Origin of the sequence: Kitasatospora sp. NPDC088779, from assembly GCF_040685395.1 — a bacterium.
In the GTDB taxonomy this organism is placed as follows: Bacteria; Actinomycetota; Actinomycetes; order Streptomycetales; family Streptomycetaceae; genus Kitasatospora.
The window spans coordinates 123,916-149,156 of the sequence record NZ_JBFBHW010000001.1 but is presented as its reverse complement, the minus strand read 5'-3'; the positions used below and the strand labels follow the sequence as shown (position 1 = coordinate 149,156).

Sequence of the window (25,241 nt, the reverse complement as noted above, 5' to 3'; positions counted from 1 at the left end):
TGCTGCAGGACCGCCACACCAGGCGCGATTAGCTCAGCGGGAGAGCACTACCTTGACACGGTAGGGGTCACTGGTTCAATCCCAGTATCGCGCACGTCGGATCCTTCGGGGTCTGCTGCAGGACCGCCACACCAGGCGCGATTAGCTCAGCGGGAGAGCACTACCTTGACACGGTAGGGGTCACTGGTTCAATCCCAGTATCGCGCACAGTAACGGCCGGGGCCGCGATCCGTCAGGATCGCGGCCCCGGCCGTTTGGCGTTGACGACGGCTTCGGGACGGACGACGGCCGCGGGAAAGACGGCTGCGGGAAAGACGGCTGCGGGAAAAGAGAAGAGCCGCGTACGGTCGCCCTCACCGACGTCCGTACGCGGCGTCTCCGCCTGCCGGGGCGCTCTGCGCACCGCTCACGCCCGTCCGCGTGTCATCACGGCCGCGGCCTCCCCGGCGGCACTGCTCCCCGTCCCCAGGGGATCAGTGCCCGTTCTGTGGCCGACCCCGTCGGGGCCGGCGTGATCTCAGCGGCCGATCAGATCGGCGACGGCCTGAGCCTGGTTCGCCATCTGATCCCAACCGCCGAAGAGCAGCACCAGCAGCACCGCGCACGGCAGGGCCATGGCCAGTGCCACGGCCGGGTGCCTGGTGGGCTGCTCGGCCGACCGGGACTGGACGACGGCCGACCGACGGCGGGGGTCTCCCGTGAGCTGCGGTGCCATGCCCTTACTCCTGTGGTCCGGTCGAGTTGGCGCGGTGAACGGCTTACCTCGGGGGACGAGCTCCCCGTCCACCGCTGAACACAACGCTATTGCTCAGGGGGCCGTCCGGGCGTCATGCCGTCGTACTGTTCCTCGGGCATCCCGGAGGATGACGCTCAGACTTCAGGCGTACTACCGCAGGGGGAGGGAGCCTTGGCCGCACCCCCGGGGGAACCCTGAGGGGCAACCCCGAGAAACGCTTCGGCACCCCTATGACCTGCGGGTCAGCGCACGATCCGACAATCACACGGCTGCTTGAGGTGTTGCGTATCAGCACACCGCAGGGGGCAGTCCGTAAGCTGTGCCAGACAGGAACTGACGATGTCCCAACCGACGGGGCCTCACCCACAGGCTGACGGGGAACGAAACATGGCGATGATGCGGCTGAGGCGTGAGGACCCCCGCATCGTCGGGCCGTACCGCCTGCACCGGCGACTGGGCGCCGGCGGCATGGGCGTGGTCTACCTCGGCTCCGACCGCCGCGGACAGCGCGTCGCCCTCAAGCTGATCCGCGCCGAACTCGCCGAGGACCAGGAGTTCCGCACCCGCTTCGCCCGCGAGATCGCCGCCGCCTCCCGCATCCGGGGCGGCTGCACCGCCCGCGTCGTCGGCTCCGACATCGAGGCCGACCGCCCCTGGCTCGCCACCGCGTACGTGCCCGGGCCCTCCCTCTACAAGCAGGTCGGCGACGAAGGGCCGCTGAGCTGGCCCGAGGCCGCCCGGATCGGCGCCGCACTCGCCGACGGGCTGGTCAAGGTGCACGAGGCCGGGGTCGTCCACCGCGACCTCAAGCCCTCCAACATCCTGCTCTCGCCGCGGGGCCCGCGCATCATCGACTTCGGCATCGCCTGGTCGCGCGGCGCCAGCACCCTCACCCACGTCGGCACCGCCGTCGGCTCCCCCGGCTTCCTCGCGCCCGAACAGGTCCGCGGCGCCGCCGTCACCCCCGCCACCGACGTGTTCGCGTTCGGGGCCACCCTCGCCTACGCGCTCACCGGTGACACCCCGTTCGGATCCGGGGCGTCCTCCGAAGTCATGCTCTACCGGGTCGTCCACGAGGAACCCGACCTGTCCGCCGTACCCACGCCGCTGGCACCGCTCATCCGCGCCTGTCTCGCCAAGGAACCCGCCGAACGGCCCGGCGCGGCCGCGCTGCACGAGCGCCTCAGCGAACTCGCGGCGCGCGGGGCGGCAGCCGGAACCGCCACCCGGGCCGCGCGGCCCGGCCACGGGCGGGCGGCGGCACCCGCCCCGGCGGGCCCGGCGGCCCAGCCCGCCCCCGACGGCGCCCGGCACGGTGTGCCCGCGCCCGGGCGCTCCCCCGAACCCGCCGCCCCTGCACGGTCCCGGGCCGCCGCGGCGGCCGCGGCCCGGCGCTCGCAGGCGGCCACCGCCCCGCTCCCCCGGCCCGAGGCCACACCGGTGACCCGCCCGCTGCGGGAGCGACCGCACACCCCACCCCCCGGCCGGCCCGGCACCCGCGACCGCGGGCACCCCCGGGACCGCCAGCACACCCCCGCCCCCGGCGGGCGGCCCGGCAACGCGCGGCAGCGGCTGCTGCGGCAGCGGCTCGTGGTCTTCGTCACCGTGACGCTCGGCGTCGCGCTGGCCATCGCGGCCGCCCAGGGGTGCGAGAACCGCAGCAAGCAGGGCCTGCGGCCCTCCGGTGGGTACACCGCCAGTGCGCCCGCCGCGGGCGGCGCGCAGGCCGTGACGGGGACCTCGGTGGACGGGGCCGCCGCGGCCCAGCCCCCCGCCGCCCAGCCTCCGGCCACCCCGTCCGCCGCGGCTGCGGCCGCACACGGCGGCGCGGGCGACAGCCCGTTGGCGCCCCCGTACGGACCGGGGCCGGTGGTGGACTGGCCCAACCGCAGCTACCCCGACGGGGCCGGCGGGCCCGGCATCGCGCTCCGGGACGGCCGGTCGGTCGGGGCCGGCCCGCAGGTCGTGCTCAGCTCCGTGCTGCCCGCCCGGTACAAGGGCGCCCCGGCAGCGGTCGTCGTCCTGCGGCGGGCCGAGGGCTCGGTGCCGGTCGACCTCGTCCAGCTCTTCTCCTTCACCGGGGACACCCCGGTCGCCGCCACCTCCCGCACCTCGGCGGCCGACCCGCAGGCGACGGCCACCTGGCGGCTCGACGGCGGGACGGTCGTCCGCGAGGAGCGGGTCGCCGCGACCGGCGCGACCACCTCGACCCGCTACACCGTCCGTGCCGACGGCACCCTGGACGAGTCCTGGCCCGGCGCCTCCGGCCCCGCCACCCAGCCCCCGGCCGCCGCTCCGGCTCCGCCCACCGCCGCGGCGGGCTGAGCACGGGAAGGCCGCGGCGCGGGAAGTCGGCCAGGCCGACTTCCCGCTTCCCGCTTCCTGTGTGATGAGAGCTCCCGCCCCCGGGGAGGCGGGGGGCGGGGGGCGGGTGGGCTCCTCCGGCGCGAGAGGGGAGGTCGGGCGGGCCGACCTCCCCGTCAGGCGGTGGGGGCGGTGACGGCGTAGAAGGAGACGGCGGCGGCGGCGCCGACGTTGAGGGAGTCGATGCCGTGGGCCATCGGGATGCGGACGGCGTGGTCGGCGGCGGCGAGGGCGGGGCCGGTGAGGCCGTCGCCTTCGGCCCCGAGCATGAGGGCCGCCTTGGGGAGGCGGTGCGGGGCGAGGCCGGCGAGGTCGACGGCGCCGTCGGCGGGGGTGAGGGCCAGGAGGGTGAATCCGGCGGTGCGGACGGTCTCCAGGGCGGCCGGCCAGGGGTCGAGCCGGGCGTAGGGCACCGCGAAGACGGCGCCCATGGAGACCTTCACGGCGCGCCGGTAGAGCGGGTCGGCGCAGTCGGGCGAGAGCAGGACGGCGTCCATGCCGAGGGCCGCGGCGCTGCGGAAGATCGCGCCGAGGTTGGTGTGGTCGACCAGGCCTTCCAGGACGGCGACCCGGCGGGCCCCGACGAGCAGGTCCACGGCCTGCGGCAGCGGCTTGCGCTCCATCGAGGCGAGCGCGCCGCGGTGGACGTGGTAGCCGGTGACGGCTTCGGCGAGCCCCGGCTCGACGACGTGGACGGGGGCGTCCGCCTCGGCGATGACGTCGGCCATCACCTCCAGCCACTTGGAGGTCAGCAGCATCGACCGCATCCGGTAGCCGGCGGCGAGGGCGCGGCGGATGACCTTCTCCCCCTCGGCGATGAACAGGCCTTCGGCGGGTTCGCGCCGGCGGCGCAGTTCGACGTCGGTGAGGCCGGTGTAGTCGCCGAGGCGGGGGTCGGCGGGGTCGGTGATGGCGCTGGGTTCGGACACCCTGCGATCTTGCCAAGGCGGGGCGGGGAAGGCCAAACGGCCCAAGCCGCGGGGCGGGCTGGCCTTGGCCCTGTGCCAGCCATGGTGCAAACATGGCCGTATGGCCCGTTTTCCGGGCCGATCCTGGGCTCCGTCGGCCTCTGGTGCTACTGGTTCCGCCGGCTCCTCCGGTGGGCGCCCAAACGGTCGGCTACAGCTGCCACGCGCGAAGCGGCCGTGGCCCGTGCGAAACCGGTCGGTGGCCGGGCAGGTGTTCGCGCTGCAGGTCCTCGTCGTCCTGCTGCTGGTGGCAGCTGCCGCGGTGGCGCTGGTGGTGCAGTCGCGCACCGACGCCGACCACGAGGCCCGCAACCGGTCGGTGGCGGTCGCGCAGACCTTCGCCAACTCGCCGGGCATCGTCGACGCGCTGCGCTCCCCCGACCCGTCCGCGGTCCTGCAGCCCAAGGCGGAGGCGGCGCGGATGTCGTCGGGCGTCGGCTTCATCGTCGTGCTGAGCGACGACGGCATCCGCTACACCCACCCCGACCCGGCCCTGATCGGCCAGAAGTTCGTCGGCACCTACCTGCCCGCGGTGCACGGGCAGGTGGTGACCGAGCGCGTCACCGACTCACTCGGCCCACTGGTCCAGGCGGTGGTCCCGGTGTACGCGCCGGACGGCTCGGTGGCCGGGCTGGTCTCGGCGGGCGTCACGGTGCGGAGCGTCAGCAGCGCGAGCGAGCGGCAGCTGCCGGTGGTGCTGGGCGCCGCCGCGGGCGCGGTCGGGCTGGCCACCCTCGGCACGGCGCTGATCAGCCGGCGGCTGCGGCGCCAGACCCACGGGCTGGGCCCGGCCGAGATGACCCGGATGTACGAGCACCACGCGGCCGTGCTGCACGCGGTGCGCGAGGGCGTCATGATCGTCGGCGCGGACGGCCGGCTGCTGCTCTGCAACGACGAGGCGCGGCGGCTGCTGGACCTGCCGCCGGACGCCGAGGGCCGGCCGGTGACCGAGCTGGGCCTGGAGCCCGCGCCCGAGGAACTGCTGACCGCCAACCGTCCGGTGACCGACGAGGTGGTGCTGGCCGGGGAACGGCTGCTGGCGGTGAACGTCCGGCTGACCGACCAGGTGGGCGGCCCGCCCGGCTGCGTCGCCACGCTGCGTGACTCCACCGAGCTGCTGGCGCTGTCCGGCCGGGCCGAGGGCGCGCAGCGGCGGCTGCGGCTGCTGTACGACGCCGGGGTGACGGTGGGCAGCTCGCTGGACGTGACGCGGACGGCGGAGGAGCTGGCGCAGGTCGCGGTGCCCCGGTTCGCGGACTTCGTCACGGTGGACCTGGCGGACCAGGTGCTGACGGGCGAGGAGCCGCCGCCGGGCACCTCGCTGGGGCGGATGCGCCGCGTCGCGCTCGCCGGCATCCGGGACGACGCTCCGTTCTACCCGGTGGACACGGTGCTGGACGTGGTGCCGGCCACCCCGCTGGCCGGGGCGCTGCACAGCGGGGAGTCGGGGCTGGAGGCCCGGCTGGCCCAGGCCCCGGGGTGGCGGGAGCAGGATCCGGAGCGGTCGGCCCGGGTGCTGGCGTACGGGGTGCACTCGATGGTGCGGGTGCCGCTGCGGGCGCGCGGGGTGCTGCTGGGAGTGGCCCGGTTCTGGCGGGCGGACCGCTCGGAGCCCTTCGAAGCGGACGACCTGGCGCTGGCCGAGGAACTGGTGGCGCACGCGGCGGTGTGCATCGACAACGCGCGCCGCTACACCCGGGAGCACGCGATGGCGGTGACGCTCCAGCACAGCCTGCTGCCGCGCAACCTGCCGCCGCAGAGCGCGCTGGACGTCGCGCACCGCTACCTGCCGGCCCAGGCCGGGGTGGGCGGCGACTGGTTCGACGTGATCCCGCTGCCGGGCGCGCGGGTGGCCCTGGTCGTCGGGGACGTGGTGGGGCACGGCCTGCACGCGGCGGCGACGATGGGCCGGCTGCGGACGGCGATCCACAACTTCTCGACGCTGGACCTGCCGCCGGACGAGCTGCTGGGGCACCTGGACGACCTGGTGAACCGGATCGACCAGGACGAGGCCGGGAGCGGCGAGGGCGCGGCCCTGACCGGGGCGACCTGCCTGTACGCGATCTACGACCCGGTGGCGCGGCGGTGCACGCTGGCCAGCGCCGGGCATCCGCCGCCCGCCGTGGTGGGCCCGGACGGGCGGGTGGCGTTCCCGGAGCTGGCGACCGGGCCGCCGCTGGGGCTGGCGGTGCTGCCGTTCGAGAACGTCGAGCTGGACCTCGCCGAGGGCAGCCGTCTGGTGCTGTACACCGACGGGCTGGTGGAGGACCGCGAGCGCGACATCGGTGAGGGGCTGGAACTGCTGCGGGCGGCGCTGACCGGGCCGCCGCGCACGCCGGAGCAGACCTGTGCGGACGTGCTCGGGGCGATGCTGCCGGAGCGTCCGCTGGACGACATCGCGCTGCTGGTGGCGCGGACCAGGGTGCTGGCGCCGGACCAGGTCGCGGAGTGGGAGGTGCCGCCCGAACCGGCGGCGGTGGGCGCCGTCCGGGCCGAGGTGGCGGAGCGGCTGGCGGCCTGGGGGCTGGACGAGGCGGCGTTCGTCACCGAGCTGATCCTGAGCGAGCTGGTGACCAACGCCATCCGTTACGGCACCGGGCCGATCCGGGTGCGGCTGCTGCGGGACCGGGCGCTGATCTGCGAGGTGTCGGACGGCAGCAGCACCTCGCCGCACCTGCGGTACGCGGCGACCACCGACGAGGGCGGGCGCGGGCTGTTCCTGGTCGCACAGTTCGCGGACCGCTGGGGGACGCGCTACACGGCGACGGGGAAGGTGATCTGGACGGAGCAGCCGCTGGAGTAGCCGCCCGGAGCAGCCGGCCGACGGGGGAAGTCGGAGTGGGAGTCGGAGTGGGAAGTCGACGGGTCCGACTTCCCACTCCGGGCGCTCAGCGCGGGAAGGCGGCCGCCAGGACGTTGACGACGTCGCCGACCACGATCACGGCTGGCGGCTTGATCCGCTCGGCCTCGACGGTCGCGGCGACGGTGGCCAGGGTGGCGTCCACCCGGCGCTGGGCGGCGGTGGTGCCCTCCTGGACGATCGCGACCGGGGTGTCGCCCGGGCGGCCGTGCTCGACGAGCTTCGCGGCGATCGCGCCGATCTTGTCCACGGCCATCAGCAGCACCAGGGTGCCGCGCATCTTCGCGGCGGCCTCCCAGTTGGTGAGCGAGCGCTCGTCGTCCGGGCCGACGTGACCGGAGATCACGGTGAACTCGTGCGTCATGCCCCGGTGGGTGACCGGGACGCCGACCGCCGCCGGGACGCTGATCGAGCTGGAGATGCCCGGGACGACGGTGACCGGCAGTCCGGCCTCGGCGCAGGCGAGCAGCTCCTCGCCGCCGCGCCCGAAGACGTACGGGTCGCCGCCCTTGAGCCGGACCACGAACTTGCCGGCCCTGGCGTGCTCGATCAGCGTCCGGTTGATCGCCTCCTGGGCCATGAACCGGCCGTAGGGGATCTTGGACGCGTCGATGACCTCGACGTGCTCGGGCAGTTCGGCGAGCAGTTCGCGCGGGGCGAGACGGTCGGCGACCACCACGTCGGCGTCGGCCAGCAGGCGGCGGCCGCGCACGGTGATCAGGTCCGGGTCGCCCGGGCCGCCGCCGACCAGGGCGACGCTCCCCTGGCCCGGCTGCCCCGAGGCGCCGCCGACGCCGTGCGCGCGGAACTGGCGGACGGCCAGCGAGCCGTCCCGCAGGCCGTCCACGATGGCGTCGCGCAGAGCGGCGGAGTGGCGCGGGTCACCGGTGAGGACCGCGACGGTGGCACCCGCGTCGCGGCCGCTGGCCGGGGTCCAGGCGGTGGCGGCGGAGGCATCGTCGCTGCGGGCGCAGAACACCCGCTCGCGCTCGGCCTCGGCGCTGACGGCACCGTTGACCGCCGGGTCGTCGGTGGCGACCAGGGCGTACCAGGCGCCGGCCAGGTCGCCGTCCCGGTACGGGCGGGCGTGCCAGGTGAGTTCGCCCGCGTCTGCCATCGCCTGCACGGCCGGGGTGGTGGCCGGCGATATCAGGTGCAGCTCCGCACCGGTGGCGATCAGCGCGGGGAGCCGGCGCTGCGCGACCTGGCCGCCGCCGACCACGACCACGCGGCGGCCGGCGAGCAGCAGGCCGACCGGGTACGGGGTACGGCCTTCGGTGCTGGGGTGCGGGGTGGGCGCGGTCATCGGCGGTGCTCCTGATCGGGGGTGAGGGTCCGGGGTGCGGGTGCGGCGTGACGCCGCTCCGCGGACCGGCGCGCCCTCGGGCCGGTCCGCGGAGTGGTGACGGAGAACGTCAGCCCTTCTCGGTGACCCCGGCGGAGTCGAAGGTGGCTACATCGTGCATCGCCCGGGCCGCGCTCTGCACCAGCGGCAGGGCCAGCAGGGCACCGGTGCCCTCGCCGAGCCGCAGGTCCAGGTCGATCAGCGGACGCAGACCCAGCTTCGCCAGCGCGGCCTGGTGGCCGGGCTCGGCGGAGCGGTGGCCGGCGATGCAGGCCGCCAGCACCTCGGGGGCGATCGCCTTGGCCGCCAGCGCGGCCGAACCCGCGATGACACCGTCCAGGACCACCGGGGTGCGCAGCGAGGCCGCGCCCAGCAGGAAGCCGGCCAGGGCCGCGTGCTCCAGACCGCCGACGGCGGCGAGGACGCCGATCGGGTCGGCCGGGTCGGGCCGGTGCAGGGCCAGCGCGGCCCGGATGACCTCGATCTTGCGGGCGTGCGTCTCGTCGTCGATGCCCGTGCCGCGGCCGGTGACCTCGGCCGGGTCGAGGCCGGTGAACACCGAGATCAGGGCGGCCGAGGCGGTGGTGTTGGCGATCCCCATGTCGCCGGTGACCAGTGCCTTGTTGCCGGCCGCGACGAGGTCGCGGGCGGTCTCGATGCCGACCTCGATGGCCTTGAGGGCCTCCTCGCGGGTCATCGCCGGACCCTGGGTCATGTCGGCGGTGCCGGGCTTGACCTTGCGCGGCAGCAGGCCGGTGGTGCGGCCCTGCTGGATGGCCTCCGGCAGTTCGGCGGCGACGCCGACGTCGACCACGCAGACCTCGGTGCCGATCTGCTTGGCGAAGGAGTTGATCACCGCTCCCCCGGCCAGGAAGTTGCCGACCATCTGGGCGGTCACCTCCTGCGGCCACGGGCTGACGCCCTGCGCGTGCACGCCGTGGTCACCCGCGAAGATCGCCACGCAGGCGGGCTCCGGGATCGGCGGCGGGCACTTGCGGGACAGGCCGCACAGCTGGGCGGAGATGATCTCCAGCATGCCGAGCGAGCCGGCCGGCTTCGTCATCCGCTTCTGCCGGTCCCAGGCCTCGCCGAGCGCCTTGGCGTCCAGCGGGCGGATGCCGCGCAGGGTCTCGGCGAGCAGGCTCTGCGGCTCCTCACCGGGCAGCGCGCGGTTGCCGTACTGCTCCTCGTGGACCACCCAGGACAGCGGGCGCTTCTTGGCCCAGCCCTGCTGCTCCAGCTCGGGCTCGTCCGGGAAGGAGTCGACGAAGCCGACGCACAGGTAGGCGACGACCTCCAGGTGCTCGGGCAGGCCGAGCTCGCGGACCAGCTCCTCGTCGTCGAAGAAGCTCACCCAGCCGACGCCCAGGCCCTCGGCGCGGGCGGCCAGCCAGAGGTTCTCGACCGCCAGGGCGGCCGAGTACGGGGCCATCTGGGGCTGGGTGTGGCGGCCCAGCGTGTGCCGGCCGCCGCGGGTGCGGTCGGCGGTCACCACGATGTTGACCGGCGTTTCGAGGATGGCCTCGGTCTTGATTTCCTTGAACTGCTTGGCCCGGCCCTTGGGCAGCGAGTCCGCGTACACCTCGCGCTGGCGCTCGGCCAGGGCGTGCATCCGCCGGCGGGTCTTGGCCGAGCGGATCACCACGAAGTCCCAGGGCTGGGAGTAGCCGACGCTGGGCGCGGTGTGGGCGGCCTCCAGGACGCGGATCAGCACCTCGTGCGGGATCGGGTCCGGGCGGAAGCCGTTGCGGATGTCGCGGCGCTCGCGGATCACCTGGTGGACGGCCTCGCGTTCGGCCTGGTCGAAGCCGGGCGCGGCCGGGCCGCGGGGCTCGGCCGGCTCTTCGGCCTGCGGTTCCTCGGCCTGCGCTTCCTCGGCCGGCTGCTCCGCCTGACCCTCCGCCTGGTCCTCCGTCTGCGGCTCCGTCGACTCCTCCGTCAGCGGCTCGGCGGCCTGCTCAGCCGGCTGCTGCTCGGCGGCGGGGGCCTCCGGCGCGGCGGCCTCCTCGGCGACGGCCTCGGCGGCCACGGGCTCGACGGCGGCCGACTCGGCGGTGGGGGCCTGCTCGGCGGACTCTGCGGCCGGGTCGGTGACGGGCTGGGCCTGGTCGTCCGGGGCCGCGGAAGGCTCGACGGCCTGGACGGCCTGGACGGCCTCGGAAACCTCGGCGACCGGCTCGGCGGCGGTCTCGATGGCGGTCTCGGCGGATACGGCAACAGGCTCGGCGGGCTCGCTGACCGGGGTGGCGTCCGCGACCGGCTGCGGCGCGGTCTCCGCTGCGGCGGCCTCGGCCTCAGGCTCGACGACGGGCTCGACCGGGGCCTCGACGGCCTGGTCCACGACCGGCGCGGCCTCCTGCGGCTGCCCGCCCTCGGCGGGCTCGGCAGCGACCTCGGTGGCGGGCTCGGCAACGGCCTCGGCGGGCTCGACGACGGCCTCGACGACGGCCTGGCCGGAGGGCATCTCGCCCGTGCCGGCGGCGGTCTCGGCGACCGCCTCGACGACCGTTTCGACGACGGGCTCGACCACCGCCTCCGGCGCGGGCGCCACGGCCTCGGCGGGCTCACCGGCCTCGACCGCGACCGCGACCACGGCCTCGACGGGCGGGGCGGCCTGGGCGGCCTGTGCCGGCTCCTCGGCCGCTATGGGAGCGGGCTGCTGCGGGGCGGCCTCCTCGGCCACCGGGGCCTGCGCGGCCGCCGCGACCGGAGGCAGACCGTGCGGGGTGGGCGCGGCGAGGAATGCGGAGATGCGCCGCGGCGGGCCGGCCGGGGCGGGGGCCTCGGTCTGTTCCGCGGGCGCGGCCTGCGCGGCGGCCTCGACGGCAACCTCGGCGACGGGCTCGACCGGCGCCTCAGCAGCGGCCTCGACCGGTGCCTCGGCGGGCGCCGTCACCACGGCCCCGGCGACCGGCGTGCCGCCCGGGTCGACGACCGGCCGGCCGGACTCCGCCGGGACCGGCTCGGCCACGGCGGCCTGCGCCGCGTCCACCGCGGCCTCGGCGACGACGGCCTCCGGCAGCTCGACGACCTCGATCACCTCGATCGCCCCGACCGTCTCGACGGTCAGCTGGGCCTCGACCGGGTGCGAGGCCAGCGGCACCTGCTGGAACTCCTGGAACTCCTGGGCCTCCGTCACGGGAACCGCCGGCGCCGCCGAGGGCGCGGGCGCCGCCGGAACGGCCTGCGGCGCGGCGGCCGGCGCCGGGGCGACGGCCTCGGCCATCGGCAGCCGGCCGACCACCGGGATGCCGTGCGCGGGAGTGCCGCCCTGCGACGGGCCGCGGTCGGCGAGCGAGCGCACCGGGACCTGGCCGGTCATCAGCGACGGGTCCGGGATCGGCGGACCGGCGTGCAGCGGGCGGCGCGGCGGCTGAGAAGCCGTCATCGCCTCCGTGGCCTGCGGGTGCGCCGGGGCAGCGTGGAACGGCTGCTGCGCCTGCTCGGCGCCGAGCACCGGCGGCTCCAGCGGCGGCCACGAAGGCTCGACCGGCGTGCCGTCCTGCTGCGGGGCGAGCGGCGTCTGCTCGGTCGGGAGGGGCGCCAGCGGCTCGCCCCAGGAGCCCTGCGGACCGGGCATCAGCAGGACGTCGTCCTCGTCGTCCTGGTCGAGGAAGTGGAAGGCCGGACGCGGGGCGCCCGGGTCGACGCCCCAGCCCTCACCGGGCACACCGGGAGCCGGTGCGCCGGGAGCCGACAGGCCGGGGGCCGGTACGGCGAAGCCGGACGCGCCGAGCGGCTGGCCCTGCGGCGGGATGACTCCCGCGCCGTGGGGCACCGCACCACCGGCCAGGCCGTGGCCCGGCGCCGTCGGGTTCGGGATCATGCCGCCGTCCGTCGCGACGCCCTGCAGGGGTGCAACGCCCGCGACGCCCTCCGGTCCGCCGAGCTGGTCCGGCCCGGCGTTCAGGTGCTCCGGCATTCCCTCGCCCGGGACGTGGCCGCCATCGGTCATTGTCAAACGCTCCTTCCAGGCCGCTGCCGCGCCCTTGGCGACACGATCACCGACCGCAGCGCCCATCCGCACGGGCCGGGCCTGCACCGGCCCGTCCCTCAACCACACGCGGCCGCCGCGCCGAGGCGCTGCGGCCCAAGTCCTTCCGGCGCACTGCGGCACCCCGGCCTGCGCGCCGCCCACACCGGGCGGCGCACCATCTGAAACAACGACAACCCGGAGGAACCGGCACGACCGCACCGGACCCTACGGCATTCTCCAGGTCCGGCACGCGGCCCGTCGAATTGCCCACACTCCGAGCAAAACCGGGTTGCACCACGTCAAAAAGGCGACAAACCGACTGAATCGGGTGGGTCGCCGACCGCCGCAGCCGCCCAGGACGCCACACTACCGGCCCAGCACGGTCACCTCTCGAATCGGTGTCCGGATGCGACCTGGATCACCGCCCGGCCCCACCACGACCCCTCAGCAGCACAGCGCGGGAGCGGAACGCGCCCGGCGGATCGGACCGAATCCACAGGACGCACCCCAGTCCTTCACGCGATCTGCTCACCCCAGAGCAGCAGCACGCCGGTACCGCCCGCCCCCAGAGCCAGCCCGCCACCGGCGCCACCGGCGACCGACAGCGGAGTGGACTGCAGCAGCGCACCGTCCGCCCGGTAGCCGGCCTCGGCGATCGCCCGGTGGATCTGCTCCCCCTCGGCGAGGGTCCGGGGCACCGCGACGAACCGCTCCGGACGGCGGGCCAGCACCGCGCGCACCACGTCGAGGCCGACGGACTCCACCACCGCCACGTCCGGCTCGGGCAGGCCGCCCAGCACCTCGGGGCCCTGCCCGTGCACGGTCTCCACCTCGACGCCGTACCGGCGCGCGTTCACCGCCAGCCGGGCGCAGGCCGAGCGGGACGCCTCGACCGCGACCACGGCGGCGCCGAAGCGGGCCGCCTCCACCGCGAGGGCGCCGCTGCCCGCGCCGACCGACCAGACCAGGTCCCCCGGACGAGCACCCAGACGGGCCAGCACCAGGGCGCGCACGTGCGCGGGGAGCACCTCCGATGCGCCGGGCTCGTCCCCCGCGCGCCCGGCGCCCGCGTAGGCGTCACCGGGGAGCGCCCAGCCGCGATCCGCGCCGGGGAAGCCGACCGGGCGCCCGGCCAGCCAGCCGGCCTCCGTGTCGACCCCGCCGGCCTGGGGACCGCCGTGACCGCCGATCACCAGCACCACGTTGGGGTCGCGCCACACGTGGTCGGCGATCCGGTCGGAGGTGAGGACGGTGACGTCCTCGTCCGGGGTGCCGAGGGCCTCGCAGACCACGAAGGTCCGGTGCACCCCGCGCAGCATGAGGGCCAGTTCGCTCGGACCGGCGCCGGGCGCGGTCAGCACCGCGACCTTGGGGTGGGCCCGGCAGATGTTGGCCGCGCGGCGCAGCCGTCCGCCGTGGGCGCTGACCACCTGGGCGTCCTCCCAGGGCATGCCGGCCCGGGCGAAAGCGGCGGCGACCGAGGAGACCGCGGGCAGGACCTCCAGTTCGAGGCCGTACTCGGGGCGGCGCAGCGCGCGCACGACGCCGAAGAAGCCCGGGTCGCCCTCGGCGACCACGACGGCGGCGCCGCGGTGCTCGGCGATCCGCCGGGCGGCCTGCCGGACGTTGCCGAGGGTGATCCGCTCGGCGGCGTCCGGCACCGGGAGGGCGTTCAGTTGGTAGGGGGCGCCGGCCACCAGGGTCGCTGCGGCGAGGGCCGCGCCGGCGGCCTCGGTCAGCGGCGTGCCGTCCCACCCGATGACCGTGATCCGGTCAGCCATCTGCGGCCGTTCTCCCTCGACTCGGTGCGCGGACCGGCCTGCGACCCGGGGTGTCCCTGTGGTGTCACCCAGTGTGCGGCTCGGTGCGCCGACAAACCGCGCCGGTGTGCGGCGCCGGAGCAGAGGCTACCGGGTGTGATCCCCTCGGCGCCGACATCTCGTACACATGTCCGTGACGAGCCGGTGGCGGATCAGCGGCACGAACGGCTCGGGCAGCACGGGCGGCACGGGCGGCACGCGTGATCGGGGCGGCTCAGTCGCGCAGCACGTAACGGTGGTCGCCGTGCCAGCCGGTCCGCTGCGGCTCGGGCTCGGGCGCGTCCAGGTCCTCCGGGAGCAGGCTCCACAGGATGAGGTCGCTGCGGCTCTCCACGACGGCCTCACTGGACTCACCCCGGACTATCCAGGCGCTGCGCAGCACGCCCTCGCTGATGCCGCCGATCTTCTGGGCGACCTGCTGGGCGGCGGTGTTCCCGGCGGCGGTGCGCAGCTCCAGGCGCAGGAAGTCGCGGTCCTCGAACAGCCACTGGCTGACGCCGAGGACGGCCTCGGGCGCGTAGCCCTCGCCGCGGGCCCAGGAGGCGGTGACGTAGGAGATCTCGGTGCTGCGCAGGCGCCAGTCGGTGTTGCGCAGTTCGACCAGGCCGACCAGGCGCTGGGTGAGGTGCTCGGTGACGGCGAAGACGATGCCGCGACCGGCGGCCCGGTGGGCGGGGGCGAGGGTGCGGGCGAGTTCGGTCGCGTACGCCTCGGTGAAGGGGTGCGGCAGATCGGTCCAGGCCAGGACGAGTTCGTCCGCCATCATCGTGGCCAGGCCGGGCGCGTCGTCCTCCGCAAGGGGCCGCAGCAGAAGCCGTTCGGTGCTGATGGCGGTCTCGGGGAAGCTCGCTGCCATGCCGTCTCTCCTCGCCGGGTCGTGAACACAACACCGTACGCCCCCGCCGTGCCCCGGGTGTCACGCGGTGCGCCGCCCGCACGACGGTACGTCAGAACGCCGCCGACCAGGGCTCCCCGGGTGCATCCTGCCCGACCGGGCCCCCGCCGAGGTGCGGCGGGGGCCCGGTCGGGGTCAGGGCATGGATCGGACCGCGGCTCAGAAGGCCGGGATGACCGAGCCCTGGAAGGTGTCGTCGATGTACTTCTTGACCTCGTCGGAGTGCAGCAGCTCGGCCAGCTTCTTCACGCGCGGGTCGTTCTCCTTGCCCTTCTTCACGGCGAGGATGTTGGCGTACGGGTTGCCCTCGGCCTTCTCCAGCACCAGCGCGTCGGTGGCGGGCTTCAGGCCGGAGTCGAGCGCGTAGTTGCCGTTGATGACGGCGGCGTCGAGGTCGGCGATGGAGCGGGGCAGCTGGGCGGCCTCCAGCTCCTTCCACTTGAGGTTCTTCGGGTTGCCCGTCACGTCGGCCGGGGTGGCGGCGGTGGTGACGCCGTCCTTCAGCGTGATGAGCTTGTTGTCGGCGAGCAGCTTGAGCGCGCGGCCCTCGTTGGTGGCGTCGTTGGGCAGGCCGACGGTGGCGCCGTCCGGCAGGTCGGCGATCGACTTGACCTTCTTGGAGTAGACGCCGAGCGGCTCCAGGTGCACGGGCTCGACCGAGACGATGTCGGTGCCGTGCTTCTTGTTGAAGTCCTCCAGGTACGGGACGTGCTGGAAGTAGTTGGCGTCGGCCGAACCGTCCTGCACCGCCGTGTTGGGGGTCACGTAGTCGGTGACCTCCTTGATGTCGAGCTTGAGGCCCGCCTTGGCCGCGAGGTTGTCCTTGACGAACTTGAGGATCTGCCCGTGCGGGGTGGGGCTGGCGATGACCTTGAGCGGCGCGTTCGGGTCCGAGGAGGAGGACCCGGAGCTGCCGCACGCGGCCAGCGAGAGGGCGATGCCGGCGGTGGCGAGGATGCTGGTGAACTTCAGGGCGTTGCGCACGAAAAGTGCCTTTCTGCGTGATACGGGGAGCCGTGGTCCGGTGTCGGACCCGGGAGGTCTAGGGGGCGACGAGGTCCTCGTCGGGGGCGGCCGGTCCGGCCGGGGTGCGGCCCAGCAGGCGGGTCCGGCCGCCGGTGCCGCCGCGGTTGGCGAGGCGCCGGACGGCGAAGTCGCCGATCAGCTGGACGGCGGTGACGAGGATCACCAGCTCGGCCACGATGACCCACATGAAGGCCGTCTCGAAGCGCTGGTAGCCGTAGTTGACGGCGAGCGTGCCGAGGCCGCCGCCGCCGACCGTGCCGGCCATCGCGGAGTAGCTGATCAGCGTGATGATCGTGGTGGTCACCGAGGCGGCGATGCCGGGCAGCGCCTCCGGGAGCAGCGTCTTGCGGACGATCGTCCAGGTGCTGCCGCCCATCGCCTGGACGGCCTCGACCAGGCCGCGGTCGACCTCGCGGACGGAGGTCTCGACCAGGCGGGCGAAGAACGGGATGGCACCGATGGTGAGCGGCACGGTCGCCGCCTGCCAGCCGATGGAGGTGCCGACCAGCCAGCGGGTGAAGGAGATCAGCGCGATCATCAGGATGATGAACGGCACCGAGCGGGCGATGTTCACCACGAAGGCGATCGACTTGTTGACGGCCCGGTTGGCCAGCAGCCCGCCCTTGTCGGTCAGCACCAGCAGGATGCCCAGCGGCAGGCCGAGCAGCACGGTGACGGCCGTGGAGACGCCGACCATCTGGAAGGTCTCCTGCGTGGCGGGCCCCATCAGGGCCCACATCTGGTCCCAGGTCATGCCACCGCTCCGTCCGCCGTGCCCAGTACGTCCACCTGTAGGCCCTGCTCGCGCAGGTAGCCGATCGGCACCACGTTGTCCTGGTGGCCGCCGGAGAGCTCGACCCGCATCCGGCCGACCATCCGGCCGGCGATGGTCTCCACCGCGGCGCCGAGGATGTTGATGTCGATCTGGTAGGTGCGGGCCAGCTGGGAGACGAAGGGCTGGGCCGAGGAGTCGCCCTGGAAGGTGATCTCCAGCACGGTCGAGCCGGGGTGGCCGGTGCCGAACTCGCTGAGCGGGAACAGCTCGCGGGCCAGCTCGGAGCCGGGCTCGGCCAGCAGGTCGGTCAGCCTGCCGGACTCGACCACCCGGCCGCCGCGCATCAGGGCCGCGGAGTCGCAGACGGACTTGATGACGTCCATCTCGTGGGTGATCAGCAGGACGGTGAGGCCGAGCTGCTGGTTGAGGTCGCGCAGCAGCTTGAGGATCGAACGGGTGGTCTCCGGGTCGAGCGCCGAGGTGGCCTCGTCGGAGAGCAGCACCTTGGGGTCGCCGGCCAGGGCCCGGGCGATGCCGACGCGCTGCTTCTGGCCGCCGGAGAGCTGGTTGGGGTAGCTGCGGGCCTTGTCGCCGAGGCCGACCAGGTCGAGCAGTTCGGCGGCCTTGCGGCGGCGCTGGGTGCGGTCCAGCCCGATGATCTCCAGCGGGAGCTCGACGTTCTGCTGGACGGTCCGCGAGGAGAGCAGGTTGAAGTGCTGGAAGACCATGCCGATCCGGCGCCGCGCCTCCCGCAGCTCCCGGCCGGCCCGGTTCTCGCCGCCGGACAGCGCGGTCAGCTCGACCCCGTCCACCGTGACGGTGCCGGAGGTCGGACGCTCCAGCATGTTCACGCAGCGGATGAGCGTGGACTTGCCGGCGCCGCTGGTGCCGACGACTCCGTAGACCTCGCCAGGGCGGACGTGCAGGTCGACGCCGGCGAGGGCGCTCACCTCGCGGCCTCGGGAGCGGTAGACCTTCGTGAGGTCCGTGGTGGTGATCACAGCTGCTTCCGTGGGTCGGGGGCGGGCGGCGGGCGGCCGCCCGACCGGGGTGCGGTCGGCGACGTGCACGGCGCTTCGCCAGGGGGATCCGGACCTGCCACCTCTTGATCGTGGCCGCTGAGCGGCCGGGCCGCGCGACGGCGTGGCCCTTACGAGTCATCGGGCACGAGTCACGGGCACGAGTCGTCGTGGACGACCACCCGCCCATGGGCGGGCAGGCGGGAGAAGGGGTGTGGCAGGCTGGGCGCGCTCGCACGGACGGGAACGACGCCGGGTCTCGCTTCGGGGCGCGAGGTGGGGGCACCCTCAACCGGGTGCCGGGGGCGGTGGCCCTCAGCGGTGACACATTCGACGGCACATGGCGCGCTCACCTGCCGGCAGGGTGCCGGTGGGGGTCCATTTCGTCGTCGCAGTCATGTGAGCCAGTAAATCAGATGGGTCGATTTGGACCCAATTACTTGGATGTGATGTCCGCAATGCGGACACCCGACGCCGCCACCAGCGACGATGCGGCTCGGCGCCGCCACCGGAGTGTCCGGATGGTGGCGGCGCCGTGCGGGCCGGAACGGGCGGAGGGCTCAGGCGGTCGCGGCGAGCGACACCACGGCGGGCTTCTCCAGGTGTACCAGGCTGAGCCGGTCGGTGACCTGCTCGACCGCGGACTGCCGGTAGCCCAGGCGGGTGTACAGCCGCAGGTTGCCGAGGCTGCGGTGGCCGGTGAACAGGCGGTAGGAGGTCACCGGACGGCCGTCCTCGGCGAGGCGGCGCTCCAGCGCGTCCAGCAGCCGGCCGCCCAGGCCGTGCCGCTGCATCCTCGGGTGGACGACCAGGCGCCCTATCCGGCCGACGCCCTCGGCGTCGACGTGACCTCGGATGGTGCCGACCACCTCGTCGCCCAGCCGGGCGACCAGGACGTACTGCCCGGACAGTTCGGCGCGCAGGCTCTCCAGGCTCTGCGTCAGGGGCTCGATCGCCCAGTCGCCGTACAGCTCCGCCTCGGGCTGGTAGCCGAGGTACTGGAGCTTGAGGATCTGCTCCGCGTCCTCGGCGTCCGCCGCCGAGATGATCACGCTCATGCCCATGTGCTGGGGCCTCCCCATCGTCGTGCCCGGCGCGCAAACGTGAGGGTGACGCACCGGATGCCCTGCCGGAGATGTCCCGGTCGGGGATCTGCCCTGACCGGGGGTGGCGCACGAACGTACCAGCCGCGCGGCCCGGAAGTGACCGGGTCGACGGCGACGCGCTCACGCTCAGTATCCGAGTGATCGCGGCACCGTCAAGAGCTACGTTCGCCAGCGCTCTACCCGTGTGTCAGCTGCTCTCAACCTTCGGGGCGTTCGACGTGGCGAGGGTCACGCGGGGGCGGGGCGGGCGGTGGGGCCGGTGGCGGGCGCCGCGCGCGGGGCGCGGCCGGGGGCGGCGACGGCTCGACGTGGCGAGGGTCACGCGGGGGGCGGCGGCCGACGGCCGCGGCCGACGGCGGCGGGCGGGCGGGCGGAACGTCACTCGGGCGGAGCCGCCTCCGGGGTGATCTGCGTGCGGAGCGTCACCGGCCGCTCGCGGGTACCCCTCACGGGTACCGCTCGGCGTGGAGGAGGATCCGCAGGCAGGCGAGGCAGCGGGAGCGGGTGGGCCCGATCGAGCCGCGCGGCATGCCGAGGCGTTCGGAGAGCTCCCGGTAGGTCGGCGGCGGATCCTCGGCGAGGGCGGCGACCAGCTCGGGGCAGCGGCCCGGCAGGCCGGCCACGGTCTCGCGGACCACGCGGCGGCGGCGTTCGGCGAGGAAGACGTCCTCGGCGGAGGGGACGGGCGGAAGGGTTGTGCACACACCGTGCATGACGGGCCGAGGCGGGCCGGGTTACGCCCGACCGGGGGTGCGGACGCCGGAGGGGCGCGACGGTCGGACCGTCACGCCCCTCCCCCGCAGACCGGTGGTCAGCCCTGGATCCACTCCTGCTGCCGCGCCAGGTCCGCCTTCACCTCGGCGAGCTGGACCGCCACCGCCGACGGCGCGGTGCCGCCGCGCCCGTTGCGGGAGGCGATGGCGCCGTGCACGCTGAGCACCGACCGGACCTCGGGCGTCAGGTGCACCGAGATCGCCGCGAACTGCTCGTCCGTCAGGTCGGACAGCTCGATGCCCTCGGCCTCGCAGACCTTGACGCAGGCGCCGGCCACCTCGTGCGCGACCCGGAACGGCACGCCCTGCTTGACCAGCCACTCGGCGATGTCGGTGGCGAGCGAGAAGCCGGCCGGGGCCAGCTCCTCCAGCCGCTCCCGGTGCACGGTGAGGGTGGCCATCATCCCGGTGAACGCGGGCAGCAGCACCTCCAGCGTGTCGCAGGAGTCGAACACCGGCTCCTTGTCCTCCTGGAGGTCCCGGTTGTAGGCGAGCGGCAGGGCCTTGAGCGTGGCCAGCAGGCCGGTCAGGTTGCCGATCAGCCGGCCGGACTTGCCCCGGGCGAGCTCGGCGATGTCCGGGTTCTTCTTCTGCGGCATGATCGAGGAACCGGTGGAGAAGGCGTCGTGCAGCGTGATGAAGCCGAACTCCTTGGTGTTCCAGATGATCACCTCCTCCGCGATCCGGGAGAGGTTGATGCCGATCATCGCGGTCACGAACGCGAACTCGGCGACGAAGTCGCGCGAGGCCGTGCCGTCGATGGAGTTGCCGACCGAGCCGCCCTCGAAGCCGAGGTCGGCGGCGACGGTCTGCGGGTCGAGGCCGAGCGAGGAGCCGGCCAGCGCCCCGGAGCCGTACGGGGAGACGGCGGTGCGGGCGTCCCACTGGCGCAGCCGCTCGGCGTCCCGGCCGAGGGCCTGCACGTGCGCGAGGACGTGGTGGGCGAAGAGGACGGGCTGGGCGTGCTGGAGGTGGGTGCGGCCCGGCATCGCGGTGTCCGGGTGCGCCTCGGCGAGGCCGACCAGGGCGTGCTGGAGGTCGAGCACCAGGGCGCCGATGGTCCTGGCGTGGTCCCGCAGGTACATCCGGAACAGGGTGGCGATCTGGTCGTTGCGCGAGCGCCCGGCCCGCAGCTTCCCGCCGAGGTCGGCGCCGAGGCGCTCCAGCAGGCCACGCTCCAGGGCGGTGTGCACGTCCTCGTCGGCGACGGTCCCGGTGAAGGTGCCCGCCTGGACGTCGGCGAGCAGCTGGCCGAGGCCGGCCAGCATCGCGGCGAGCTCGTCCTCGGAGAGCAGGCCGGCCTTGTGCAGGACCCGGGCGTGGGCCTTGGAGCCGGCGATGTCGTACGGCGCGAGGCGCCAGTCGAAGTGGACCGAGGCGGAGAGCCTGGCCAGCGCCTCGGACGGGCCGTCGGCGAAGCGCGCGCCCCAGAGGCGGACGTCGGCGGTCTGGTCTGCGTGCTGGTCGGCGGACATCGCGTGGGCTCCTGACGGGGAAGGGGGGTGGGGACGGGAGGGGATCAGGCGAGGTCGCGGCGGGCGGCGAGCTTCGAGGACATCCCGAAGATCTCGATGAAGCCCTTGGACATCGACTGGTCGAAGGTGTCGCCGGTGTCGTAGGTGGCGAGGTTGAAGTCGTACAGCGACTGGTCGGACCTGCGGCCGTTGACCACGGCCCGGCCGCCGTGCAGGACCATCCGGATCTCGCCGGAGACGTGCTGGTTGGCCTCGTTCACGAAGCCGTCCAGCGCGCGCTTGAGCGGGGAGAACCAGAGGCCGTCGTAGACGAGTTCGGCCCAGCGCTGCTCCACCTGCCGCTTGTAGCGGGCGAGTTCGCGCTCGACGGTGACGTTCTCCAGGGCCTGGTGCGCGGTGATCAGGGCGATCGCGCCGGGGGCCTCGTAGATCTCCCGGGACTTGATGCCGACCAGCCGGTCCTCGACCATGTCCAGCCGGCCGACGCCCTGGGCGCCGGCCCGCTTGTTGAGCTCCTCGATGGCCTGGAGGACGGTGACCTTGCGGCCGTCGACGGCCACCGGGACGCCGGCGTCGAAGGTGATGACCACCTCGTCGGCCTCGCGCGGGGCGGCCGGGTCCTGGGTGTAGTCGTAGACGTCCTCGATCGGGGCGTTCCAGATGTCCTCCAGGAAGCCGGTCTCGACGGCCCGGCCGAAGACGTTCTGGTCGATCGAGTACGGGGACTTCTTGGTGGTGGCGATCGGCAGGCCCTTGGCCTCGGCGAAGGCGATCGCCTTGTCCCGGGTCATCGCGTAGTCGCGCACCGGGGCGATGCACTTCAGGCCGGGGGCCAGCGAGTTGATGCCGACCTCGAACCGGACCTGGTCGTTGCCCTTGCCGGTGCAGCCGTGCGCGACGGTGGTGGCGCCGTGCTTGCGGGCGGCGGCGGCCAGGTGCTTGACGATGACCGGCCGGGACAGCGCGGAGACCAGCGGGTACTGGCCCTGGTAGAGCGCGTTGGCCTTGATCGCCGGGAGGCAGTACTCGTCGGCGAACTCGTCGCGGGCGTCCGCGACCTCGGCCTCGACGGCGCCGCAGTCCAGCGCGCGCTGGCGGATCGCCTCCAGGTCCTCGCCGCCCTGGCCGACGTCGACGGCGACGGCGATGACCTCGGCGCCCGTCTCCTCGGCGATCCAGCCGATGCAGACGGAGGTGTCCAGTCCGCCCGAGTAGGCGAGTACGACGCGCTCGGCCACGGCTTTCTCCTTACAGCTCTACGTACAGGGTTTCCGTACAGGTTTACGGCGACAGGCATAAGTATGCACTAGTCCGTATGAAACACAAAACCCCGGCCGGGGAAGTCTCCACCGGTCGGGGTTTCGTGTCGTTGCGCGTCGTTGCGCGTCGGGGTCTCGCGTCGTCGCGCGCTACTGGGCCTTCGCCTGGGCGAGTTGCATGAGGTGGTCGGCGAGCGCCTGGCCGCCCGCCGGGTCCCGACTGATCAGCAGGACGGTGTCGTCGCCGGCGATGGTGCCGATGATCTCGAACACCTCCGCCTGGTCGATCGCCGAGGCGAGGAACTGCGCGGCCCCCGGAGGGGTGCGCAGCACCACCAGGTTGCCGGAGGCCGTCGCGGAGACCATCAGCTCGCCGGCCAGCCGGGCCATCCGGCCCTCGCTGGCCGACTCCCCCATCGGCGCGCGCGGCGTGCGGTCGCCGCCCTCCGCCGGGACGGCGTAGATCAGCGCGCCGTCCCGGTTGCGGATCTTGACCGCGCCCAGCTCGTCCAGGTCCCGGGAGAGCGTCGCCTGGGTGACCACGAGTCCGTCGTCGGCGAGCAGCTTGGCGAGCTGGCTCTGCGAGCGCACGGGCTGGCGGGTGAGCAGGTCCACGATCCGCCGGTGCCGCGCGGTGCGGGTCTGCGGCACCTGCGGCGACGGGCCTGCGGCGGACGGGCCGGAGTGGGAAACGGTCATGTGGTTATTCTCCCGGACAACGGTCAGCTCGCATCGACCGGGGCGCTCTCGCGCACCGCCCGCAGGACGCCCGGCAGAGCGGCGAGGAACGCGTCCGCCTCCTGCTCGGTCAGCACCAGCGGCGGGGCCAGCCGGACGGCGTCCGGGACGGCCGCGTTGACCAGGAAGCCCGCCTCCTGCGCGGCGGCCTGCACCCGTGCCGACACCGGCTCGGTGAGCACGATGCCGAGCAGCAGTCCGGCGCCGCGCACGTGCGAGACCAGCGGGTCGCCGATCGCCTCGACGCCCTGGCGCAGCCGCTCGCCCAGCTTGCGGACGTGCTCCAGCAGGCCCTCGGACTCGATGGTGTCCAGCACCGCGAGCCCGGCCGCCGCGGCCACCGGGTTGCCGCCGAAGGTGGTGCCGTGCTGGCCCGGGGTGAGCAGTTCGGCGGCCTCGCCGAAGGCCAGCACCGCGCCCATCGGCAGCCCGCCGCCGAGCGCCTTGGCGAGGGTGACGACGTCCGGCTCGACGCCCTCGACGGCCTGGTGGGCGTACCAGTACCCGGTGCGGCCGACGCCGGTCTGGATCTCGTCCAGGACCAGCAGGGTACCCGTGGCCCGGGTGATCTCGCGGGCCGCCCTCAGGTAGCCCTCGGGCAGCGGGATGGCGCCGTTCTCGCCCTGGACCGGTTCCAGGAAGACCGCCGCGGTCTCGGTGGTGACGGCCGCGCGCAGCGCCTCGACGTCGCCGAACGGGACGTGCGTGACGTCGCCGGGCAGCGGGCGGAACGGCTCCTGCTTGGCCGGCTGGCCGGTGAGCGCGAGGGCGCCCATCGTCCGGCCGTGGAAGGCGCCCTGGAGGGCGACCAGGTGGGTGCGGCCGGTCCGGCGGCTGATCTTGAACGCGGCCTCGTTGGCCTCGGCGCCGGAGTTGCAGAAGAACACCCGGCCGCCCTCCCGGCCGTCCAGCCGCAGCAGCCGCTCGGCGAGGGCGATGGTCGGCTCGGCCATGAAGAGGTTGGAGACGTGGCCCAGGGTGGCGATCTGCCGGCTGACCGCCTCGACGACCGCCGGGTGGGCGGTGCCGAGCGCGTTGACGGCGATGCCGCCGAGCAGGTCGGTGTACTCCTTGCCGTCGGCGTCCCAGAGCTTGGCGCCCGCACCGCGCACCAGCGCGATCCGCGGGGTGCCGTAGTTGTCGGTGAAGGTGTGCTGCCACCGGCCGGTCAGTTGCTCGTTCGCGGTCATGCCAGTCCCCCGGTCACGGTCTGTTCGTCGTCCGGCACGACCATCGTGCCGATGCCCTCGTCGGTGAAGATCTCCAGCAGCAGGCTGTGCTGCACCCGGCCGTCCAGGACGCGGGCGGTGCCCACCCCGGAGCGGACGGCGCGCAGGCAGCCCTCCATCTTGGGGAGCATGCCGCTGGCCAGGCTCGGCAGCAGCTCCTCCAGCTCGCTCGCGGCGAGTTGGCTGATCACGTCGTCGGAGTTCGGCCAGTCCGCGTAGAGGCCCTCGACGTCGGTCAGGACCACCAGCATCTCGGCGCCCAGCGAGACCGCGAGGGCGGCCGCGGCGGTGTCGGCGTTGATGTTGTAGACGTGGCCGTCGGCGCCGCGCGCGATCGAGGAGATGACCGGGATCCGGCCGTCGGCGATCAGCGCCTTCACCGCGCCGGCCTCGATGTTGACGATGTCGCCGACCAGGCCGATGTCGACCTGCTCGCCGTCCACCACCGCGTACCGCTTGACCGCCGTCATGGTGTGCGCGTCCTCGCCGGTCATGCCGACCGCGAACGGGCCGTGCTCGTTGAGCAGGCCGACGAGTTCGCGCTGCACCTGGCCGGCCAGCACCATCCGGACCACGTCCATGGTCTCGGGGGTGGTGACCCGCAGGCCGTTGGTGAAGCTGGACTCCAGGCCGAGGCGGTCCAGCTGGGCGCTGATCTGCGGGCCGCCGCCGTGCACCACGACGGTGTGCAGGCCGGCGTAGCGGAGGAAGACGACGTCCTGGGCGAAGGCCGACTTGAGGCTCTCGTCCACCATGGCGTTGCCGCCGAACTTGATCACGACGGTCTTGCCGTGGAAGCGCTCCAGCCACGGCAGCGCCTCGATCAGCGTCATCGCCTTGGGCAACGCGGTGTTGTTGCGGGCCTGTTCGCCCTTGG

At 74.2% G+C, this 25,241-nt stretch carries 17 protein-coding genes, 2 tRNA genes and 1 pseudogene; 4 read left to right on the top strand and 16 right to left on the bottom strand.

Features of this window, described 5'->3' with window-relative positions:
• Window positions 1–22 precede the first annotated feature (22 nt).
• Together AB0P03_RS00670 and AB0P03_RS00665 are read left to right on the top strand one after the other, a co-directional pair.
• Window positions 23–94, top strand: a tRNA-Val gene (locus AB0P03_RS00670).
• 41 nt (window positions 95–135) lie between these two features.
• Window positions 136–207 (top strand) — tRNA-Val (locus AB0P03_RS00665).
• Window positions 208–517: 310 nt separating this feature from the next.
• Here AB0P03_RS00665 and AB0P03_RS00660 read toward each other — a convergent pair.
• Window positions 518–715, bottom strand: coding sequence for a hypothetical protein (locus AB0P03_RS00660; RefSeq protein WP_363589710.1), 198 nt, complete (start codon window positions 713–715; stop codon window positions 518–520).
• Window positions 716–1,123: 408 nt separating this feature from the next.
• Between AB0P03_RS00660 and AB0P03_RS00655 the strand changes: the two are divergent.
• A pseudogene (locus tag AB0P03_RS00655) lies at window positions 1,124–2,401 on the top strand (serine/threonine-protein kinase); the annotation flags it as partial.
• An 815-nt stretch (window positions 2,402–3,216) separates the two neighbouring features.
• On the opposite strand, the gene AB0P03_RS00650 reads toward AB0P03_RS00655, so the two are convergent.
• Window positions 3,217–4,029 carry an RNA methyltransferase gene (locus AB0P03_RS00650; RefSeq protein WP_363583772.1) on the bottom strand — a complete coding sequence of 271 codons (813 nt, stop codon included), beginning with the start codon at window positions 4,027–4,029 and terminating at the stop codon, window positions 3,217–3,219.
• Between the two features lie 100 nt (window positions 4,030–4,129).
• On the opposite strand from AB0P03_RS00650, the gene AB0P03_RS00645 reads away from it, so the two are divergent.
• Window positions 4,130–6,871: a SpoIIE family protein phosphatase gene (locus AB0P03_RS00645; protein WP_363627462.1), complete on the top strand. Its 2,742-nt coding sequence runs from the start codon at window positions 4,130–4,132 to the stop codon at window positions 6,869–6,871.
• A gap of 85 nt (window positions 6,872–6,956) precedes the next feature.
• Here AB0P03_RS00645 and cobA read toward each other — a convergent pair whose 3' ends face one another.
• From cobA to argB, 14 genes are all read right to left on the bottom strand, one after another.
• On the bottom strand, window positions 6,957–8,234 hold the full coding sequence (gene cobA, locus AB0P03_RS00640; protein WP_363583776.1) for a uroporphyrinogen-III C-methyltransferase: 1,278 nt from the start codon (window positions 8,232–8,234) through the stop codon (window positions 6,957–6,959).
• Window positions 8,235–8,343: 109 nt separating this feature from the next.
• Window positions 8,344–12,228 carry a nicotinate-nucleotide--dimethylbenzimidazole phosphoribosyltransferase gene (gene cobT / locus AB0P03_RS00635; RefSeq protein ID WP_363627461.1) on the bottom strand — a complete coding sequence of 1,295 codons (3,885 nt, stop codon included), beginning with the start codon at window positions 12,226–12,228 and terminating at the stop codon, window positions 8,344–8,346.
• 536 nt (window positions 12,229–12,764) lie between these two features.
• On the bottom strand, window positions 12,765–14,030 hold the full coding sequence (cbiE, locus tag AB0P03_RS00630; protein ID WP_363583780.1) for a precorrin-6y C5,15-methyltransferase (decarboxylating) subunit CbiE: 1,266 nt from the start codon (window positions 14,028–14,030) through the stop codon (window positions 12,765–12,767).
• Window positions 14,031–14,283: 253 nt separating this feature from the next.
• On the bottom strand, window positions 14,284–14,925 hold the full coding sequence (locus AB0P03_RS00625) for a GNAT family N-acetyltransferase (protein ID WP_363583782.1): 642 nt from the start codon (window positions 14,923–14,925) through the stop codon (window positions 14,284–14,286).
• Window positions 14,926–15,123: 198 nt separating this feature from the next.
• On the bottom strand, window positions 15,124–15,948 hold the full coding sequence (locus AB0P03_RS00620) for a MetQ/NlpA family ABC transporter substrate-binding protein (RefSeq protein WP_363583784.1): 825 nt from the start codon (window positions 15,946–15,948) through the stop codon (window positions 15,124–15,126).
• 58 nt (window positions 15,949–16,006) lie between these two features.
• Entirely contained in the window at window positions 16,007–16,744 is a 738-nt protein-coding gene (locus AB0P03_RS00615) for a methionine ABC transporter permease (RefSeq protein WP_363372851.1), read from the bottom strand.
• A complete protein-coding gene (locus AB0P03_RS00610) occupies window positions 16,741–17,766 on the bottom strand; it encodes an ATP-binding cassette domain-containing protein (protein WP_363583788.1) in 1,026 nt (341 codons plus the stop codon). Before AB0P03_RS00610 ends, AB0P03_RS00615 begins: the two co-directional genes overlap by 4 nt.
• Window positions 17,767–18,344: 578 nt before the next feature.
• Window positions 18,345–18,848: a GNAT family N-acetyltransferase gene (locus tag AB0P03_RS00605; RefSeq protein WP_363583790.1), complete on the bottom strand. Its 504-nt coding sequence runs from the start codon at window positions 18,846–18,848 to the stop codon at window positions 18,345–18,347.
• Window positions 18,849–19,336: 488 nt separating this feature from the next.
• On the bottom strand, window positions 19,337–19,594 hold the full coding sequence (locus AB0P03_RS00600) for a hypothetical protein (RefSeq protein ID WP_159398377.1): 258 nt from the start codon (window positions 19,592–19,594) through the stop codon (window positions 19,337–19,339).
• A 107-nt stretch (window positions 19,595–19,701) separates the two neighbouring features.
• A complete protein-coding gene (gene argH, locus AB0P03_RS00595; RefSeq protein ID WP_363627460.1) occupies window positions 19,702–21,138 on the bottom strand; it encodes an argininosuccinate lyase in 1,437 nt (478 codons plus the stop codon).
• A gap of 44 nt (window positions 21,139–21,182) precedes the next feature.
• The gene (locus AB0P03_RS00590) at window positions 21,183–22,376 is read right to left on the bottom strand and encodes an argininosuccinate synthase (protein ID WP_363583794.1); all 1,194 of its coding nucleotides are present in this window, start codon (window positions 22,374–22,376) and stop codon (window positions 21,183–21,185) included.
• A 171-nt stretch (window positions 22,377–22,547) separates the two neighbouring features.
• Window positions 22,548–23,096, bottom strand: a complete 549-nt coding sequence (locus tag AB0P03_RS00585; protein WP_063346843.1) for an arginine repressor — start codon at window positions 23,094–23,096, stop codon at window positions 22,548–22,550.
• Window positions 23,097–23,119: 23 nt separating this feature from the next.
• Entirely contained in the window at window positions 23,120–24,325 is a 1,206-nt protein-coding gene (locus AB0P03_RS00580; protein ID WP_363627459.1) for an acetylornithine transaminase, read from the bottom strand.
• On the bottom strand, window positions 24,322–25,197 hold the full coding sequence (argB, locus tag AB0P03_RS00575) for an acetylglutamate kinase (RefSeq protein WP_363627542.1): 876 nt from the start codon (window positions 25,195–25,197) through the stop codon (window positions 24,322–24,324). The genes AB0P03_RS00580 and argB overlap by 4 nt, the downstream gene beginning before the upstream one ends.
• Window positions 25,198–25,241: the final 44 nt, after the last annotated feature.

What these genes read in the sequence shown, in the direction of transcription:
- AB0P03_RS00660 (WP_363589710.1), bottom strand. Translation starts at nt 715, where the DNA reads ATGGCACCGCAGCTCACGGGAGACCCCCGCCGTCGGTCGGCCGTCGTC.
- AB0P03_RS00645 (WP_363627462.1), top strand. Translation starts at nt 4,130, where the DNA reads ATGGCCCGTTTTCCGGGCCGATCCTGGGCTCCGTCGGCCTCTGGTGCT.
- cobA (WP_363583776.1), bottom strand. Translation starts at nt 8,234, where the DNA reads ATGACCGCGCCCACCCCGCACCCCAGCACCGAAGGCCGTACCCCGTAC.
- cobT (WP_363627461.1), bottom strand. Translation starts at nt 12,228, where the DNA reads ATGACCGATGGCGGCCACGTCCCGGGCGAGGGAATGCCGGAGCACCTG.
- cbiE (WP_363583780.1), bottom strand. Translation starts at nt 14,030, where the DNA reads ATGGCTGACCGGATCACGGTCATCGGGTGGGACGGCACGCCGCTGACC.
- AB0P03_RS00625 (WP_363583782.1), bottom strand. Translation starts at nt 14,925, where the DNA reads ATGGCAGCGAGCTTCCCCGAGACCGCCATCAGCACCGAACGGCTTCTG.
- AB0P03_RS00615 (WP_363372851.1), bottom strand. Translation starts at nt 16,744, where the DNA reads ATGACCTGGGACCAGATGTGGGCCCTGATGGGGCCCGCCACGCAGGAG.
- AB0P03_RS00605 (WP_363583790.1), bottom strand. Translation starts at nt 18,848, where the DNA reads ATGGGCATGAGCGTGATCATCTCGGCGGCGGACGCCGAGGACGCGGAG.
- argH (WP_363627460.1), bottom strand. Translation starts at nt 21,138, where the DNA reads ATGTCCGCCGACCAGCACGCAGACCAGACCGCCGACGTCCGCCTCTGG.
- AB0P03_RS00585 (WP_063346843.1), bottom strand. Translation starts at nt 23,096, where the DNA reads ATGACCGTTTCCCACTCCGGCCCGTCCGCCGCAGGCCCGTCGCCGCAG.
- AB0P03_RS00580 (WP_363627459.1), bottom strand. Translation starts at nt 24,325, where the DNA reads ATGACCGCGAACGAGCAACTGACCGGCCGGTGGCAGCACACCTTCACC.
- argB (WP_363627542.1), bottom strand. Translation starts at nt 25,197, where the DNA reads ATGACGCTGATCGAGGCGCTGCCGTGGCTGGAGCGCTTCCACGGCAAG.